Below are 15,353 nucleotides of genomic sequence, written 5' to 3' on the forward strand. Positions count from 1 at the left end.
TGATTTAAATAAAGGTCAGGGCGGCGATCGCCCTTTCGTCGTTGGGAAGCCAAAAATTCAGTCATAATAATCACCTAACGCTCTCGCTGTTTTTAGAGAATATATGTTGTGTCTGCTGCGAATCGAAAATTTTGCGCTAATTGATCGCCTCGAACTAGATTGGCGGGCAGGCCTGATGGTGCTTACCGGAGAAACGGGCGCGGGTAAATCGATTATTCTCGATGCTATTGATTTGGCGCTGGGGGGTAAGGCCAATGCTCGCATGCTTCGGACTGGTTGCGATCGTGCGTCTATTGAAGCAACTTTTTCTAGCACGCCAGAGTTGGAGAAATGGCTAGGGCAACAGGAAATTGATGCGCTCGACGATAAAACGGTGGTGTGCAGCCGTGAATTGAGCGTCGGGAAAAGTTCGTTGCGTTCTCGCTGTCGGGTGAATGGTGTTGTGCTCAACCAATCGCTGATGGCGGATTTGCGACAACATTTGGTGGAAATTACGGCGCAGGGTCAAACTGTTGAGCTGATGATCCCTGAGCGGCAACGGATTTTGCTGGACAGTTATGGTGGCACAAAGTTACAAAAACAGGTAGAAAAAGTGGCGATCGCCCACCAAGACTATTTAGCGGCAAAACGGCTGATTGACCAACGGCGCACTAGCGAACAGGAACGGTTGCAGCGCTTAGATCTGATCAAATATCAACTGCAAGAGCTGAACGAAGCGAATTTAGAAAATCCTGACGAACTGGACGAGCTAAAAAATGACGGCGATCGCCTGTCCCATGTGGTGGAGTTGCAGCAGCTTAGTTACCAAACTAACCAGATTCTCTATCAAAACGACGGCGGCGATAATCCTGCCGTAGCGGATTTGTTGGGTGATGCGGAAAATTTACTCCAAGAAATGACGGAATACGATCCTCAACTGGAAAGCATTTTAGAGATGGTGCGCAATGCCCTCACCGAAGTAGTGGAAGCCGGACATCAAATTAGTACCTACGGCGATAGTCTGGACACCGATCCTGAGCACCTTGCCCAAATCGAAGAACGAATCCGCGAACTGAAACAAATTTGCCGCAAGTATGGCGCAACCCTAGAAGAGGCGATCGCCTATCGAGAAAAACTTCAGGGGGAATTGGAAGAACTTACAGGCGGTGGTCAATCCATTGAAGAGTTAGAGCAAGCCTGCCAGTTGAAATTGGAGAGCCTCGAAAATCTTTGTAGTGAACTGACGGCATTGCGTCAAAAAGCGGCGACCAAACTCGAAAAACAACTGGTCAAAGAATTAAAGCCGCTGGCGATGGAGAAGGTGATTTTTGAATGTCGTCTGACACCAGTTAAACCGACTGCCACGGGCGCAGATTTGGTGACTTTTTACTTTAGTCCGAACCCCGGCGAAGCGGTGCAACCCCTCGCGGAAATTGCCTCTGGCGGTGAAATGAGCCGTTTTCTCCTCGCCCTCAAAGCCTGTTTCACCCAGAAAAAAAATACTTCTAAAACCTTAGTTTTTGACGAAATCGATGCAGGCGTTTCCGGTAAAGTCGCCCAGGCGATCGCCACCAAACTCCACCAACTCAGCCAATTCCACCAAGTGCTTTGCGTCACCCACCAACCCCTGATTGCGGCCATGGCCGATGCCCATTTCCGCGTGGCGAAAAAAGTGGTGAAACAAAAACAAAACGGCAAAGAACCCCGCACCATTGTGACAGTGGATCAGCTAGAACAATTACAAAACCGTCGCGACGAACTGGCTCAACTGACCGGTGGAAATTCAGCAGATGACGCGATTTCCTTTGCAGAGTCCCTTTTATCCCAAGCCGAAGAACAAAAAATCAAAGTTACCCAATCAAAATGACGCTAGGTTGCCCAGTTGGTGGATAATCCCCCTAAATCCCCCTTTGTAAGGGGGACTTGGAAGTTTCCCATTTGCCTCAGTACTATTTAACGTGAGTTTTGCTTAAGCATGCTCGGAAGTACGACGCGGTGAATGGGAGAGCGAGAGATCGGGAGATGTTTCTATGCAAACAATCCTACTAGCTTTCAAAAAATGCAAATTTTCGTGGCTTCCCCGTGTCTCTCCCTCTCCGTGTCTTTACCTCTCAATGTCTTTACCTCTCAATGTCTTTACCTCTCCGTGTCTTTCCCTCTCCGCGTCTCTTTTTCTCTAGAGAATTTTGGCTACATTCTTATCCATAACTGACGTTATTTAGGACGGCTATAAATGCAGCCAGATGTACAGGTTTCAAGAATTTCGACAGCACATAAACCCATTAATTTTTTGGCTTCTAATTGCTCATAAATCCATTTGGCGATCGCCTCACTGGTCGGACTTTCCATCTCCAGAGTTTCATTGAGGTAATAATGATCCAGATAATCCTCTAGCAAAGGTTTCATGGAGGATTTGAGATCACTAAAATCCATCAACATGCCCTGCTTTGCACCGCTCTCAATGAGGCGATCGCCCCTAATATAAACCCGACAAACCCAACTATGACCATGGAGACGCGCACATTTGCCGTCATGGTGGGGGAGGCGATGGGCAGCCTCAAAGCGAAATTCCTTATAAAGTTGCCACTGTTCCATAGGGAAAGCCAAACATTATGCCCAAGCAATGTAAGGAAGCTGCTGCGCCGTTGCGGCAATCTCAGCCGCCCCTGTCACCAGTTGACCGCAACTATCCCAAGTGCCATTAATTAACGCCTGTCGCGCCCCTTCCCCAAGGCTAATGGGCTTTGACCAGTCACCACAAACAATCTCAGATTTTTCGAGATCCACGATAATTTCAGTCTCTGGATTTGCCTCAATAAACCCTTGCACCGCCGCCACCGTTGCAGCATCTGCCGTCACACAGGGAACACCATTAGCGAGGCAATTGCCAAAAAAGATTTCCGCAAAACTTTCACCAATAATGGCCTGAATCCCCCATTTTAAAAGAGCTTGGGGCGCATGTTCCCGGGAAGAACCACAACCAAAATTATGATTTACCGCGAGGATGCTAGCCCGTTGAAATTGCCCTTGGTCAAAGGGGTGACGACCATCCATCTGTTGGCGATCATCCGCAAAGGCCTGCTCTCCCAAACCATCGAAGGTGACACATTTCAAAAACCTTGCGGGAATAATGCGGTCTGTATCAATATCATTACCGCGTAACGCGATGCCATTGCCTGAAACTTGTTTGATTTCGCTACTCATTTCGCCAGTTAGAACCAAGAGAGATTGTTAATTTAGCATATGCCTCCACTGTCCTTGGAAATTATCTCGGCATCATTGCGGCGATCGCCCACTGTTCTGAAATCCACAGCCGAAAACCGATTTAGTAGATATAATTTGTTACGAAGCCTATTAAGAAATGTTGCGTCCCCCCTATGAGCAATCCTCTCTACCAAGCCCTGACTTACAGCCGCGTTTTCGCAGAAGTGCTCAAGGAAAAAGTCGAAACGAGCCTCACCGATGTCCTCAGTGATCTCGGTAAACTTGATGCTGAGCGAAACAAATGGGTGAAAGAATTTAACGAAGAATTTCAAGCCAGAGCCGAACGGGAAATCAAACGAAATCCCGATGCAGGCAAGCCCGTCACCATCAGCATTGACGATGATGATTCTACAGATTTTCAAGAAACCATTGACAATCTCCGCGCAGAAATTGCCGCCCTAAAAGCAGAACTACGCGAATACCGCGATCGCCAATCTAACTAAATTTCCCAGTTGCCGCGATATCCCGCAGCGATCGCCCCCGAACCCGCCACTTTTATTTCAATCACAAGCAATCCTTCGATAGGCAAATTATCTTTGTGTCAGCATTTTCTCCCCAAGTAAACTCAGCGGTAGCATCAAAATCGTCCGCCACAACAGCTTCTCAGCTCGAGCAAGCAAAATCTGCCTATCGTTGGAATCGCGGGAATTATTCAAAAAATCGGCGACGGTTTGATATTTGGGTATTTGTCCTGACCCTAATTTTCAAGCTCATTCGCAACTCAAAGAAATGGACATACCGCGGTGGCTTTACCGAAGAAAAATTACGCGATCGCCAGAAAATTCAAGCCCGCTGGATTAAAGAAAGCTTTCTCGAACTCGGCCCGACATTTATTAAAGTAGGACAACTCTTCTCGACCCGCGCCGACCTTTTTCCAGCCGAATACGTTGAAGAACTATCAAAGCTCCAAGACCGCGTGCCAGCTTTTTCCTTCGAGCAAACCAAAAAGCTCATTGAAGAAGACTTCGATAAACCCCTCAACGAATTGTTCTATAGCTTTGATCCAACGCCCCTAGCCGCAGCCAGTCTAGGTCAAGTCCATAAAGCTCAACTCCACAGTGGCGAAGAAGTCGTAGTTAAAGTGCAGCGCCCCGGTTTAAAGCAACTATTTACCGTTGATCTAGCCATTCTCAAAAAAATTGCCTTTTACTTCCAGAACCATCCCCGCTGGGGCAAAAATCGCGATTGGTTAGGCATTTACGAAGAATGTTGCCGTATTTTGTGGCAAGAAGTCGATTATCTCCGCGAAGGACGTAGTGCCGATACCTTCCGCCGCAATTTCCGCAATGCCAACTGGGTAAAAGTCCCAAAGGTTTTCTGGCGTTATGCTTCGCCCCGTGTACTGACCTTGGAATATATGCCCGGCATCAAAATCAGCCATTACGAAGCCCTTGATGCAGCGGGTCTAGAGCGTAAAGAACTAGCAAAACTCAGTGCCCAAGCCTATTTACAGCAACTTTTAAACGATGGCTTTTTCCATGCCGATCCCCACCCTGGCAATCTGGCAGTCAGTCCCGATGGCGCATTGATTTTCTATGACTTTGGCATGATGGGCGAAATCAAAGCCAACGTAAAAGAAGGCTTGATGGAAACCATGATGGGTGTTACGGAAAAAGATGCTGATCGTGTGGTGAATTCCCTTGTTAATTTAGGAGCACTACAACCGACCAATGACATGGGGCCAGTGCGTCGCTCGGTGCAATTCATGTTGGACAACTTCATGGATAAGCCCTTCGATGCCCAGTCCATCACTGCAATAAGTGACGATCTCTACGAGATTGCCTATGATCAGCCCTTCCGTTTTCCTGCCACGTTTACCTTTGTAATGCGGGCTTTTTCCACCATTGAAGGGGTTGGGAAAGGACTAGATCCTGATTTTAATTTTATGGCGGTGGCACAGCCATTTGCCCTACAAGTGATGAGTGAAAATTTACCGAGTAGCAGCAGTATCATCGACCAGCTTGGCAAGCAGGCTGCCCAACTGGGTACTTCGACCTTGGGGCTACCGAGGCGCATTGAGGATACGATTGAGCGATTAGACCGGGGTGATATTCGGATTCGGGTGCGATCGCAGGAGTCGGATCGGCTGCTCCGTAAAATTAGCGGTATGCAGTTGGCAACGAATTATACGCTAATTCTCTGTGCTCTAATTTTGTCTGCTACGCTGTTATTTGTGAATCAGTCGTTCATACCAGCGGCTGTTATTGGTGCGATCGCCCTACTTCCGGCAGGAATCCTCTGGCGACTACTCAAAAGACTTGATCGCTATGATCGAAAACTCTGAGCAAATCCGCTAGACTCAGTGCAAAATTGATTGATACGTTCCCCAAAACAAACGCTTATGAAACGCCATTTTACGGGTCTGACTGATCCGGGGTTGGTACGCTCCGCTAACCAAGACTCTTATTACTTTGATCCTGAGGGACGTTTTTTTATCGTCGCTGATGGCATGGGCGGCCATGCTGGTGGTGAACAAGCGAGCCGTATTGCCGCAGAAACCATCCGCAAAACGTTAGAAGCTCGCTGGAAATCTTCAGACAAATCCGATGAGCTGCTGAAGGCGGTGATTAAAGAGGCCAATGAAGCGATCTTGGTTGATCAAGTCGAGCACCCAGAACGACAGGATATGGGAACGACGGCTGTTGTCGTGATTTTCCGCCAAAAGCAGGTGTGGCGTGCCCATGTGGGCGATTCGCGTTTGTACCGTTTTAATAGCGATCGCCTCGAACAGCTCACGGAAGACCATACTTGGGTGGGTAAGGCGATGAAGGTGGGTGACATTACGGCAGAGCAAGCAAAGGTACATCCTTGGCGGCATGTCCTCTCCCAGTGCCTTGGTCGCAAGGATCTTTATCAAATTGAGATTGATACCATTGAGCTTGAAGCGGGCGATCGCCTTTTACTTTGTAGTGATGGATTGACGGAAGAAGTCGAAGATGACCAAATCCAATCGATTTTAGAAGCTAGCGACACTCCGGAAAAAGCTGCTACTAATTTAGTGGAAGCAGCAAAAGAAAATGGCGGCTCTGACAACGTTACTGTCGTAATTATCGGCGAAGAAGCAGCTTAGAGTTCAGGGACGATCATTTCTCCTTGACTCACCAAAACTGAGGCTCCACCCACCTGAATTTTCGTGACAGCCGATTCGCTAGCGGAGAACGTCAGCGTGAGTTTGCTTGGTCTGTCCATTTTTACGCCCTGCTCAATTTGCCAAGTTTGGGTTCCAGCACTGCTATCTAAGTAGCGATACAAATAACCAGCAAGGGATGTTGCCGCAGAACCGGTGGCCGGATCTTCTGCAATGCCAAGACCCGGTGCAAACATCCGCGCGTAAATCTGGCGATCGCCTTCTACAGCGAAAATATAAACATTGGCAGCATCAGTCCCTTGTAATGTCTCTTGCCAAAAAGTTTGATTCAAAGCACTCTCATCAACGGCATGGCGATCGCGCAAAGGAATATACAAAAACGGTAGGCCGCAGGAAATAACAGCAGGCAATAACTCTTGATGTAATTGTTCCGCGCTGAGATTTAATAATTTGGCAGCATCAAGTATTGGCGACACATCAGAAAATTCAGGTAGTTGAGCCGCTTGGAGCGCAGTGCTAACAACCGAAGTATCTTGCCAAGTTAAAGAGACAGGCACTTTGCCCACACCTTCCTCTAAATTGACACAAGATAAATCAGGTTTTACTAAACCGATATGGGCTAATAAATAAGCTGTACCCACAGTCGGATGTCCTGCAAATTCCAGTTCCGTGCGGGGTGTAAAAATCCTCAGTTTAAAGTCACAGTCTTCCTGTTCCGATGGCAAAACAAAAACCGTTTCAGACAAATTTAATTCTTGGGCGATCGCCTGCATTTGTTGGGCATTAAGACCTTTAGCCTGCGGAAAAACAGCCAAAGGATTACCACCGAAAATCTGCTCGGTGAAAACATCTAACGTGTAAAAAGAGTATCGATTCATAGAAGTTTAATACAGGGAAAATTAACGGCGATCACGCTCTAAATCTTGGAGCACTTTTTCTTCATACCACCCCTCAGATTTACCCGGTTGCTTGAGTTGCGCCGAATAAATTAACCTTTCAACAGCTTGGCGATCGCCATGGAGTAGACGGATGAGTTGTTTCCTTAAAGCAGAATCCTGACCACGATTAGAAGAACGCCGTTTAGGCTGATTGAGCAGTACGATTGCGCCCTTTTTACGCCGCTGTTGCCTCGATAGCTCTAACCACAACAACCAAACCGCACCGACGAAAACCAGAATAAAAAACAGCAGTATTAGATTAATAATCAATTGATCCATCGTTGTCTGTGGGAAGCCCCGATTAACGGCATTAAGACAATTAGATCAAAACAGGCTCACTTTTGACTGTGATCGAGGTCTCTGCCAGCTCTAAAACTTTAGGAATGAGATCTTCTCGTTTCACCGCCATCAAATGCACACCTTGACATAGATTTTTTGCTATTTTCACCTGTTCCGCCGCAATTTTTATGCCCTCCTCTAGGGGATTTTCAGCGTGGTCAAGACGCTCAATAATGCCATCAGGAATCTGTGCACCGGGAACGCAACGATTGATAAAACGCGCATTTTTAGCTGATTTCAATAGAAAGATGCCAGCGAGAACCGGAACATTATGCTGAGCCGCCACACGCTCCATAAATTCTTCAAAGCGCACAAAATCTGTAATCATTTGCGACTGAAAAAACTTTGCACCAGACTCTACCTTTTTCGCAAACCGTGATTCGATGGTGTACCAACTTTTCAGCTGAGGATCAACGGCTCCCCCGGCAAATAGGTCGAGTTCACCGTCGGGTAATTTTTTGCCGTTAAAGTCTTGACCATCATTTAATTTGGTGATGAGCTTCAGTAAACGTACCGACTCTAAATCAAAGACAGCTTTCGCTTTTTTGTGATCCCCAGCTTTAACAGGATCGCCGGTTAACGCAAGAACATTCCGCAAGCCTAAGGCATGAGCACCCATCAGATCTGCTTGGAGTCCGATCACATTGCGATCGCGGCAGGCCATCTGGAAAATTGGTTCAACACCGTTTTGCAGCAATAAAGTTGAGGCGGCAATAGAAGCCATACGCATTACGGCGCGGCTACCATCGGTAACATTAACGCCATGCACCTTGTCCTTGAGTAACCTTGCCATTGCCAGCATCTGGGCTGGGTTTCCACCTTTCGGGGGAGCGACTTCGGCAGTGATCACAAATTCTCGATTTTCAATGGCGCGTCGCAGGCGGGTTGTCATGGAAGCTATGGCTAAAGTTAACTAAGGGTGATTAATTATTTTACAAGGCGGGTAGAAAACCGAGGGCATCTTTGACTTTTTTGAGAGTCGCATCGGCAACTGTGGCAGCTTTTTCTTGACCGTCACGCAACACTTGGTCGAGGTAGGTTTGATCAGCAGTTAGCTCGTTGTATTTGGTCTGGATGGGTTCGAGGGCGGCAACAACGGTATCGGTTAGCAGAGGCTTAAATTGTCCCCAGCCCATATCGGCGCACTCATTGGCGACAGCTTCTTTGGATTGTCCGCTGAGCAACGCGTAGAGACCTAAAAGGTTATTACATTCGGGGCGATCGCCGTTCCCAAATTCCAGACCACGAAACTGATCGGTTTTACATTTTTTGATCTTCTTCTTAAGCACATCGGGCGGATCAAGAAGATTGATGCGACTCAGTTCGGAGGGGTCAGATTTCGACATTTTCTTAGTGCCATCGGTCAAGCTCATCACCCTTGCACCTGTTGTACGAATCATGGGTTCGGGCATTTTAAGGACAGGGTTTTTCTTTTTGCCAAATTTGTCGTTAATACGGGTGACGATGTCGCGAGTCAGTTCTAAATGTTGTTTTTGGTCTTCACCGACGGGGACTTTATCGGCATCGTAAAGCAAAATATCGGCAGCCATGAGCACAGGATAATCGAGCAAACCGACACTGACATTTTCGCCTTGTTTCTGGGCTTTTTCTTTAAACTGAATCATCCGCTCCAACCAGTTCAACGGCGTAATGCAGTTCAACAACCAAGCGAGTTCGCTATGGGCAGTTATATGAGATTGGACAAAAATAGTAGAGTGATCGAGGCTAATGCCACAGGCAAGATACAGTGCGGCGATCGCCCTTGTATTGTCGGCGAGGACTTTCGGGTCGTGGGGCACAGTAATGGCGTGGAGATCAACGACACAGAAATAGCTATCGTAATCCTGTTGAATTTCTACCCAGTTTTGGATCGCACCAAGGTAGTTGCCGAGGTGGAGGTTGCCGGTGGGTTGTACGCCTGAAAGGATACGCTGTGCCATTTGTTGCTGCTCGTCCGTTGTCTGCTCACCGAATTATCGTACAAAATGTTTCGGACTGTAAAGCTGCACCGGTTTGCGGCGATCGCCTTTTGCACTTTTCTCGAATACATCTTGCGTACGCAAATTGATAATGCAATTAACCCCGTCTATCGGCTAGAAGAATTGGGTTTTTGATTGCGGCTATTACGAGAAGGACGAGACTTTGCGCCATAGCTTTTCTTGCGATTTTGACTATTACCACCGCTACCGCGTCGCTGTCTGTTTTGTCCACCGCGTTTGGGTTTTTGTTCTGTTTCCAGCTCAGATTCTGGCGTTGGTTCGTAACCGGGCAGCACTTCTTTTTCTAGCTTACGGTTCAGAAGTTTTTCGATGTCTTTTAGCAGGGTTTTTTCGTGATGTGCCACCAACGACAACGCCTGTCCTTCGTTGCCCGCACGCCCTGTGCGACCAATCCGGTGTACGTAGTCTTCCGGAACATTAGGCAACTCAAAATTCACCACATGGGGCAACTGGTCGATATCCAAGCCACGGGATGCCACATCCGTTGCCACGAGTACCCGAATTTTCCCTTCTTTAAATTCTTTTAGTGCCCGGGAGCGCGCTCCTTGGCTTTTGTTGCCGTGAATTGCCGCGGTGGTTAGGCCATCCTGCGCCAACTGCTTTGCTAAACGATTTGCGCCATGTTTGGTGCGGGTAAAGACTAAAACCTGTTGCCAGTTTTTAAAGCCAATGAGGTGAGATAACAATTCTCGTTTACGTTTTTGATCCACGAGGTGTACCATTTGCTCTACCTGTTCGGCGGCGGTATTGCAGGGGGCAACTTCCACTTGCACTGGGTCATCTAATAATGTTTTGGCTAATTTCTGAATCGCAGAGGAAAAGGTGGCAGAAAACATCAGGGTTTGGCGATCGCCGGGAATCTTCGCCATTATTTTGCGAATATCGCGGATAAAGCCCATATCCAACATGCGATCGCACTCATCTAAAACAAAAATCTCAATTTTCGACAAATCAATCGTTCTTTGGAAAACATGATCAAGGAGCCTTCCCGGCGTTGCCACGACAATATCGCACCCTTTCTGGAGGGCTTGGATCTGGCGCTTAATATTTACGCCGCCATAAATGACCACGGGCTTAAGGGGTAAGTATTTGCCGTAGGTATTGACGCTCTCGCTGACTTGGATGGCCAGCTCACGGGTGGGCGTAAGAATCAAGGCGCGGGGAGAACGGGAGCCTTTGGATACCGGAGTTTCGCTGAGTCGTTCCAGAAGGGGCAGGGTAAAGCCTGCGGTTTTTCCGGTTCCGGTTTGGGCACTGGCGAGCATATCGCGCCCGTCTAAAATTGGGGGGATGGCCTGCTGCTGAATGGGGGTTGCTTCGGTGTAATTTTCGTCGGCGATCGCCCGCAGGATTTCGCTTGATAGACCAAGGGTCTGGAATTTCATAGATGTAAAGTGCTCCTAAAAACGACCCTGCCCGAAATGCGTAGGATGCAGTTTTAAGAGCTATAGGGTTTATTGCTTTGCTTGCAGCGCTCATCACTCGAATCAACAATTAATCAAGCTGCAACAGGCTATATCTTAGCCTCAGCCCATAACAGTAGCATGGATTTTGGCTAGTTGCGTTGTAAAAAGGCTTGGAAAGACAGGAAAGAAAGGGGGCGATCGCCCTTTTATGTAGGCAAAAAATCCAAGTCTAAAATTTCGAGAATTTCAAAAGGAGAACTTTCAGGAAATTCACTTTGACTGATACCCGTTTCATCAGAAGCCAGACGACAGCCATTCAGATAACATTTCTCAAATTCTTGCGTGAGAAATCCTTTTAAGCTAGGACTAGTCTCCAAACTATCTAATATTCTTTGACGATACTCTGTGATGGTATATCGCCAACTATTGGTTCTTTTTTCTGGCTGGTACTTGTACTTGAGGAGATGCATCAGCAGGATTTTTAAATTACTTTTAAGGGCATTTTTTTCGCCCCTGCCCATATCTTCCAACTCCTCCATTAAATTTTGATAATCCACATCCAAAAGTTTGCCTTCTTTTAAAGCCCGGATATTTTCTGCCAGCCACAATTGAAAATCCTGCTCATACAAAAGTTCTACTGACACTGGTGATTTTGTCGTAGTCATCGGCAACTCCAGTCGGCTCAAAATTTCACTACCCAAGTGTAAAAGGTGCTCTATGGCGCGGCGATCGCCTCCAGAGCTCCTTGCATCATGCCGAACCATTCGATCAAACTATCTAGCTGTTGCTGGGGTTTCATTACGCCCAGACCACGCACTGTGACTTTTTTAGAAGTGTAAACAAAGCGTGAATGTAAATGTTTGGGGAGTTTTTCTTCTAGGAGTTTCCAGGCAGGTTCTTCCATCGGGGTTTCTAGTAAAATATTTTGTTTGCCTTCCGGTTTAATGCGCGAAAAACCAAGGGATTTAGCCATATTTTTTAGTTCAATTACTTGCAATAATTGCTCCACCGATGCAGGTAATTTACCGTAACGTTCTGTCCATTCCGAGGCAATTTGCATTCGTTCTGGTTTGGAACTAGCTTTAGTAATTAAACGGTAGGCATCAAGTTTTTGGTCGGTGTCGGTGATGTAGTTACCGGGGATAAAAGCCGTGAGTTTGAGATCCACTTGGCAGTCATCCACCTGCGGGATTTCTTGGCCGCGAATTTCACTAATGCACTCCTGCAACATCTCCATATAGAGATCAAAGCCGATCGCCTCCATTTGGCCGGACTGTTCTGCGCCGAGGAGATTACCCACGCCACGGATTTCCATATCGCGCATGGCAAGCTGATAGCCGGAACCGAGTTGACTAAATTCTTGCAAGGCTCGTAATCGTTTCCGCGCTTTTTCTGTAAGTTCACCTTTGCTGGGATAAAGCAACCACGCATGGGCTTGAATACCCGATCGCCCCACCCGTCCTCTAAGTTGATAAAGCTGGGAAAGACCAAATTTTTGGGAATCTTCGACAATAATCGTATTCACGCGGGGAATATCGAGACCAGACTCCACAATGGTGGTACAGAGCAGCACATCCGCCTCGCCATTACTAAAGGTGAGCATAGTTGCTTCGAGGTCGGATTCGTTCATCTGACCATGGGCGATCACCACCCTTGCAGACGGAATCATTTCCCGCAGTTGTGCTGCAATTTCTTCGATACCTTCCACGCGGGGAACCACATAAAAAATTTGACCACCGCGATCTAGCTCGTTGCGTAGTGCCGTACGAATTACCTCCGGTTGGTAGCGAGACACATGGGTTTGGATGGGGCGACGGGATGGTGGCGGTGTCGTAATTAAACTCATTTCCCGAATGCCAGAAAGGGACATATATAAAGTCCGGGGAATCGGTGTGGCGGATAAAGTTAGGACATCAACTTTTGTTTTAAACGCTTTAATTTTTTCCTTTTGATTCACCCCAAAGCGCTGTTCTTCATCGACAACCAACATCCCTAAATCTTTAAATTTGACCTCTTTTCCTAATAGTTTTTGCGTGCCGACAACGATGTCTAATTCACCATTTTTGAGCCGCTCCATAATCTCCTTTTGTTCTGAAGCGGTACGGAAACGATTGAGCAGACCAATGTTAATAGGGTAAGGGGAAAACCTTTCTTTGAGGGTGTGGTAATGCTGCTGGGTCAGAATGGTTGTGGGCGCTAATAATGCCACCTGTTTATGACCGCTGGTGACTACTTTAAAAATTGCCCGAATTGCCACTTCTGTTTTACCAAAACCCACATCGCCACAGACGAGCCTATCCATGGGGCGATCGCTTTCTAGATCTCGCTTAATATCCTGTACCGCCTTCAGTTGGTCAGGAGTCGCTTGGTAGGGAAAAGAATCCTCCATTTCCTGTTGCCATGGTGCGTCAGGCGGATAAATATTGCCCTGCATCTCCGCCCGTTGGGCATAAATTTTGAGGAGATCAACAGCTAATTTTTTAACAGATTTACGGACTTTATTTTTGGTCTTTTCCCAAGTTTTACCGCCCATTTTGTGGAGCTGAGGGCGACCTGTGCCAGTCTTGCGGTAACGGGATAAAGTATCAAGAGAATCTGCCGGAATTCGTAATAAACCATCCGCATATTTAATCGCTAAATATTCACGGGATTGTAATGTTTCCATTTTGAGAAAACGACCAACCCCATGGCTTTTATGCACCACATAATCACCGGGACGCAACTTATTTACATCAACCGTTTTCGACGCTGCTCGGCGACGTTTACGGATATAGCCAAAACTCGTTAGAGCATGTTGCCCGAAGAACTCTCGATCAGTGACAATGGCAATGCGATAGGTCGGTAAAATAAAGCCTTCTAATTCCGCCTGACCTTTATATTTCAAGGCGATCGCCGTGCCTTGGATTTGGTGTTTATCGATGGCGGGAAAATCTTTAGGATTGGGAATAAACTGGGCTGCACAATCATGTTCTTGGAGTAGAGATACCGAGCGCGAAGGTTGCGCCGAAACCAGCCACGTATTGTATTTATCGAGGGTGATGGTGCTATAAATTTCCCGTTTACCCCGAATAATTTCCGCCAACTTCCCGAACTGGTGGGGAGTGACAGGCAAGGGACGACTGGACAGATTAATTGCTTTGTCCGTGACATCATCCAGCTCCGACAGAATCACCCGATGGAATTTATCGTTGAGTAAATCGAAGGATTCCTGTGTGGTGCGGTGAATTTTTGGCAAAGTCTGTTCACCATTAATGAGTTTCCACTGAGCATCAATGGTTTCATAGGTTTTATCGCCGTGGGCAACACATTGATCCAGCTCATCGATCGCCACCAGAGTTTCCTCGGGCAAATAATCCAATAACGAAGCGACTTCCTCAAAAGCAACTCCCAAAAATCGCTGCATCCCCTCCGGATAAATCCCTTCCTCCCATTGCTCTAATTCCTCATCAGTAAGATTTAGCTCACTCGGGTCGGCGATCGCCTGACCAATCAACGGACTAAACTTAGTCGGCGTTAAATTCAATTTCTCCAACTTATCCAGCGATCGCTGAGTCGCTGGGTCAAACTCCCGAATACTTTCCAGCTCATCCCCAAAGAAATCGAGGCGCACCGGCAATTCCGCCGACACCGGAAAAATATCCACAATATCGCCGCGCCGCGTCCATTGCCCCTCCGTTTCCACTAGCGTTGTGCGCTCATAACCCAACCTTTCAAGGGTCGCCGCAATTTTCTGACTATCAACTTCCGCACCCTTCTCTAACCTTAAACAATAGCTCCGAAACAGATCCCTCGGCGGCAAATGCGGCTGCAACGCCTTCTCCGTCGCCACAATCGCCAACTTTTTACTGTTATCTGTTAACTGATAACTGATAACTGACAAGGTTTGCATCTGTCCCCAAACCATTTCCGACTCGCTATCAAACGCTTCATAGGGAGAAGCTTCCGAGGTGGGGTAGAACAGAACTTGCCCCCAACCCATCGCCTCTAGCTGTGCTGCCCAGCGTCCTGCTTCTTCTAAGGTTGCACAGACCACCAAGAGATGTTTTTGTTGGATATTGGCGATCGCCGAACTAACTAAACCCTTTGGTAAGCGAGGTAAACCACTGAGTTTGATTTCTTGACGTTTAATGAGCTTTTGGTTGAACTCTTCAGTAAGGGCAGAACAGCTAAGATAGCGAACAACGGAATCAAAGGTCATAGGGGCAAAATCGGCGGCAACAAGGATACGCAGATTAATAACTTAATACAACCCACTGCATAGCGTCATTACTTGATATCCATAAGCTGAGTTTTTTACGAATTTCCCGGCGATCGCCACCAGATTTTATCCAGCCACTAA

The 15,353-nt window shown here is 47.2% G+C and carries 13 protein-coding genes; 4 read left to right on the forward strand and 9 right to left on the reverse strand.

Features of this window, described 5'->3' with window-relative positions; genetic code table 11:
- The first annotated feature begins 103 nt into the window (after positions 1–103).
- Entirely contained in the window at positions 104–1,846 is a 1,743-nt protein-coding gene (gene recN, locus NIES208_RS05270) for a DNA repair protein RecN (RefSeq protein ID WP_075890444.1), read from the forward strand.
- Positions 1,847–2,193: 347 nt separating this feature from the next.
- Here recN and queD read toward each other — a convergent pair whose 3' ends face one another.
- Positions 2,194–2,574: a 6-carboxytetrahydropterin synthase QueD gene (gene queD / locus NIES208_RS05275; RefSeq protein WP_075890446.1), complete on the reverse strand. Its 381-nt coding sequence runs from the start codon at positions 2,572–2,574 to the stop codon at positions 2,194–2,196.
- A 15-nt stretch (positions 2,575–2,589) separates the two neighbouring features.
- Positions 2,590–3,183, reverse strand: coding sequence for a 3-isopropylmalate dehydratase small subunit (gene leuD, locus NIES208_RS05280; protein WP_075890448.1), 594 nt, complete (start codon positions 3,181–3,183; stop codon positions 2,590–2,592).
- A gap of 173 nt (positions 3,184–3,356) precedes the next feature.
- Between leuD and NIES208_RS05285 the strand changes: the two genes are divergently transcribed.
- From NIES208_RS05285 to NIES208_RS05295, 3 genes are all read left to right on the forward strand, one after another.
- Positions 3,357–3,686: a DUF6825 family protein gene (locus tag NIES208_RS05285; RefSeq protein ID WP_075890450.1), complete on the forward strand. Its 330-nt coding sequence runs from the start codon at positions 3,357–3,359 to the stop codon at positions 3,684–3,686.
- A 95-nt stretch (positions 3,687–3,781) separates the two neighbouring features.
- On the forward strand, positions 3,782–5,527 hold the full coding sequence (locus tag NIES208_RS05290) for an ABC1 kinase family protein (RefSeq protein WP_075890452.1): 1,746 nt from the start codon (positions 3,782–3,784) through the stop codon (positions 5,525–5,527).
- A 57-nt stretch (positions 5,528–5,584) separates the two neighbouring features.
- Entirely contained in the window at positions 5,585–6,313 is a 729-nt protein-coding gene (locus tag NIES208_RS05295; protein WP_075890454.1) for a Stp1/IreP family PP2C-type Ser/Thr phosphatase, read from the forward strand.
- Here NIES208_RS05295 and NIES208_RS05300 read toward each other — a convergent pair.
- From NIES208_RS05300 to mfd, 7 genes are all read right to left on the reverse strand, one after another.
- Positions 6,310–7,209 (reverse strand): PhzF family phenazine biosynthesis protein, encoded by a 900-nt coding sequence (locus NIES208_RS05300; RefSeq protein WP_075890456.1) that lies wholly within the window; start codon positions 7,207–7,209, stop codon positions 6,310–6,312. The two genes, NIES208_RS05295 and NIES208_RS05300, sit on opposite strands and share 4 nt — an antisense overlap.
- Before the next feature lie 21 nt (positions 7,210–7,230).
- Positions 7,231–7,548 (reverse strand): hypothetical protein, encoded by a 318-nt coding sequence (locus NIES208_RS05305; protein ID WP_075890458.1) that lies wholly within the window; start codon positions 7,546–7,548, stop codon positions 7,231–7,233.
- Between the two features lie 40 nt (positions 7,549–7,588).
- Positions 7,589–8,500 carry a methylenetetrahydrofolate reductase gene (locus NIES208_RS05310; protein WP_075890460.1) on the reverse strand — a complete coding sequence of 304 codons (912 nt, stop codon included), beginning with the start codon at positions 8,498–8,500 and terminating at the stop codon, positions 7,589–7,591.
- Between the two features lie 40 nt (positions 8,501–8,540).
- Positions 8,541–9,548, reverse strand: a complete 1,008-nt coding sequence (gene trpS / locus NIES208_RS05315; protein WP_075890462.1) for a tryptophan--tRNA ligase — start codon at positions 9,546–9,548, stop codon at positions 8,541–8,543.
- Positions 9,549–9,694: 146 nt separating this feature from the next.
- Positions 9,695–10,993: a DEAD/DEAH box helicase gene (locus NIES208_RS05320; protein ID WP_075890464.1), complete on the reverse strand. Its 1,299-nt coding sequence runs from the start codon at positions 10,991–10,993 to the stop codon at positions 9,695–9,697.
- Between the two features lie 227 nt (positions 10,994–11,220).
- Entirely contained in the window at positions 11,221–11,778 is a 558-nt protein-coding gene (locus NIES208_RS05325; protein WP_235641339.1) for a DUF29 domain-containing protein, read from the reverse strand.
- Positions 11,730–15,212 carry a transcription-repair coupling factor gene (gene mfd, locus NIES208_RS05330; RefSeq protein ID WP_075890466.1) on the reverse strand — a complete coding sequence of 1,161 codons (3,483 nt, stop codon included), beginning with the start codon at positions 15,210–15,212 and terminating at the stop codon, positions 11,730–11,732. The genes NIES208_RS05325 and mfd overlap by 49 nt, the downstream gene beginning before the upstream one ends.
- Positions 15,213–15,353: the final 141 nt, after the last annotated feature.

Source organism: [Limnothrix rosea] IAM M-220, assembly GCF_001904615.1.
Lineage (GTDB): Bacteria > Cyanobacteriota > Cyanobacteriia > Cyanobacteriales > MRBY01 > MRBY01.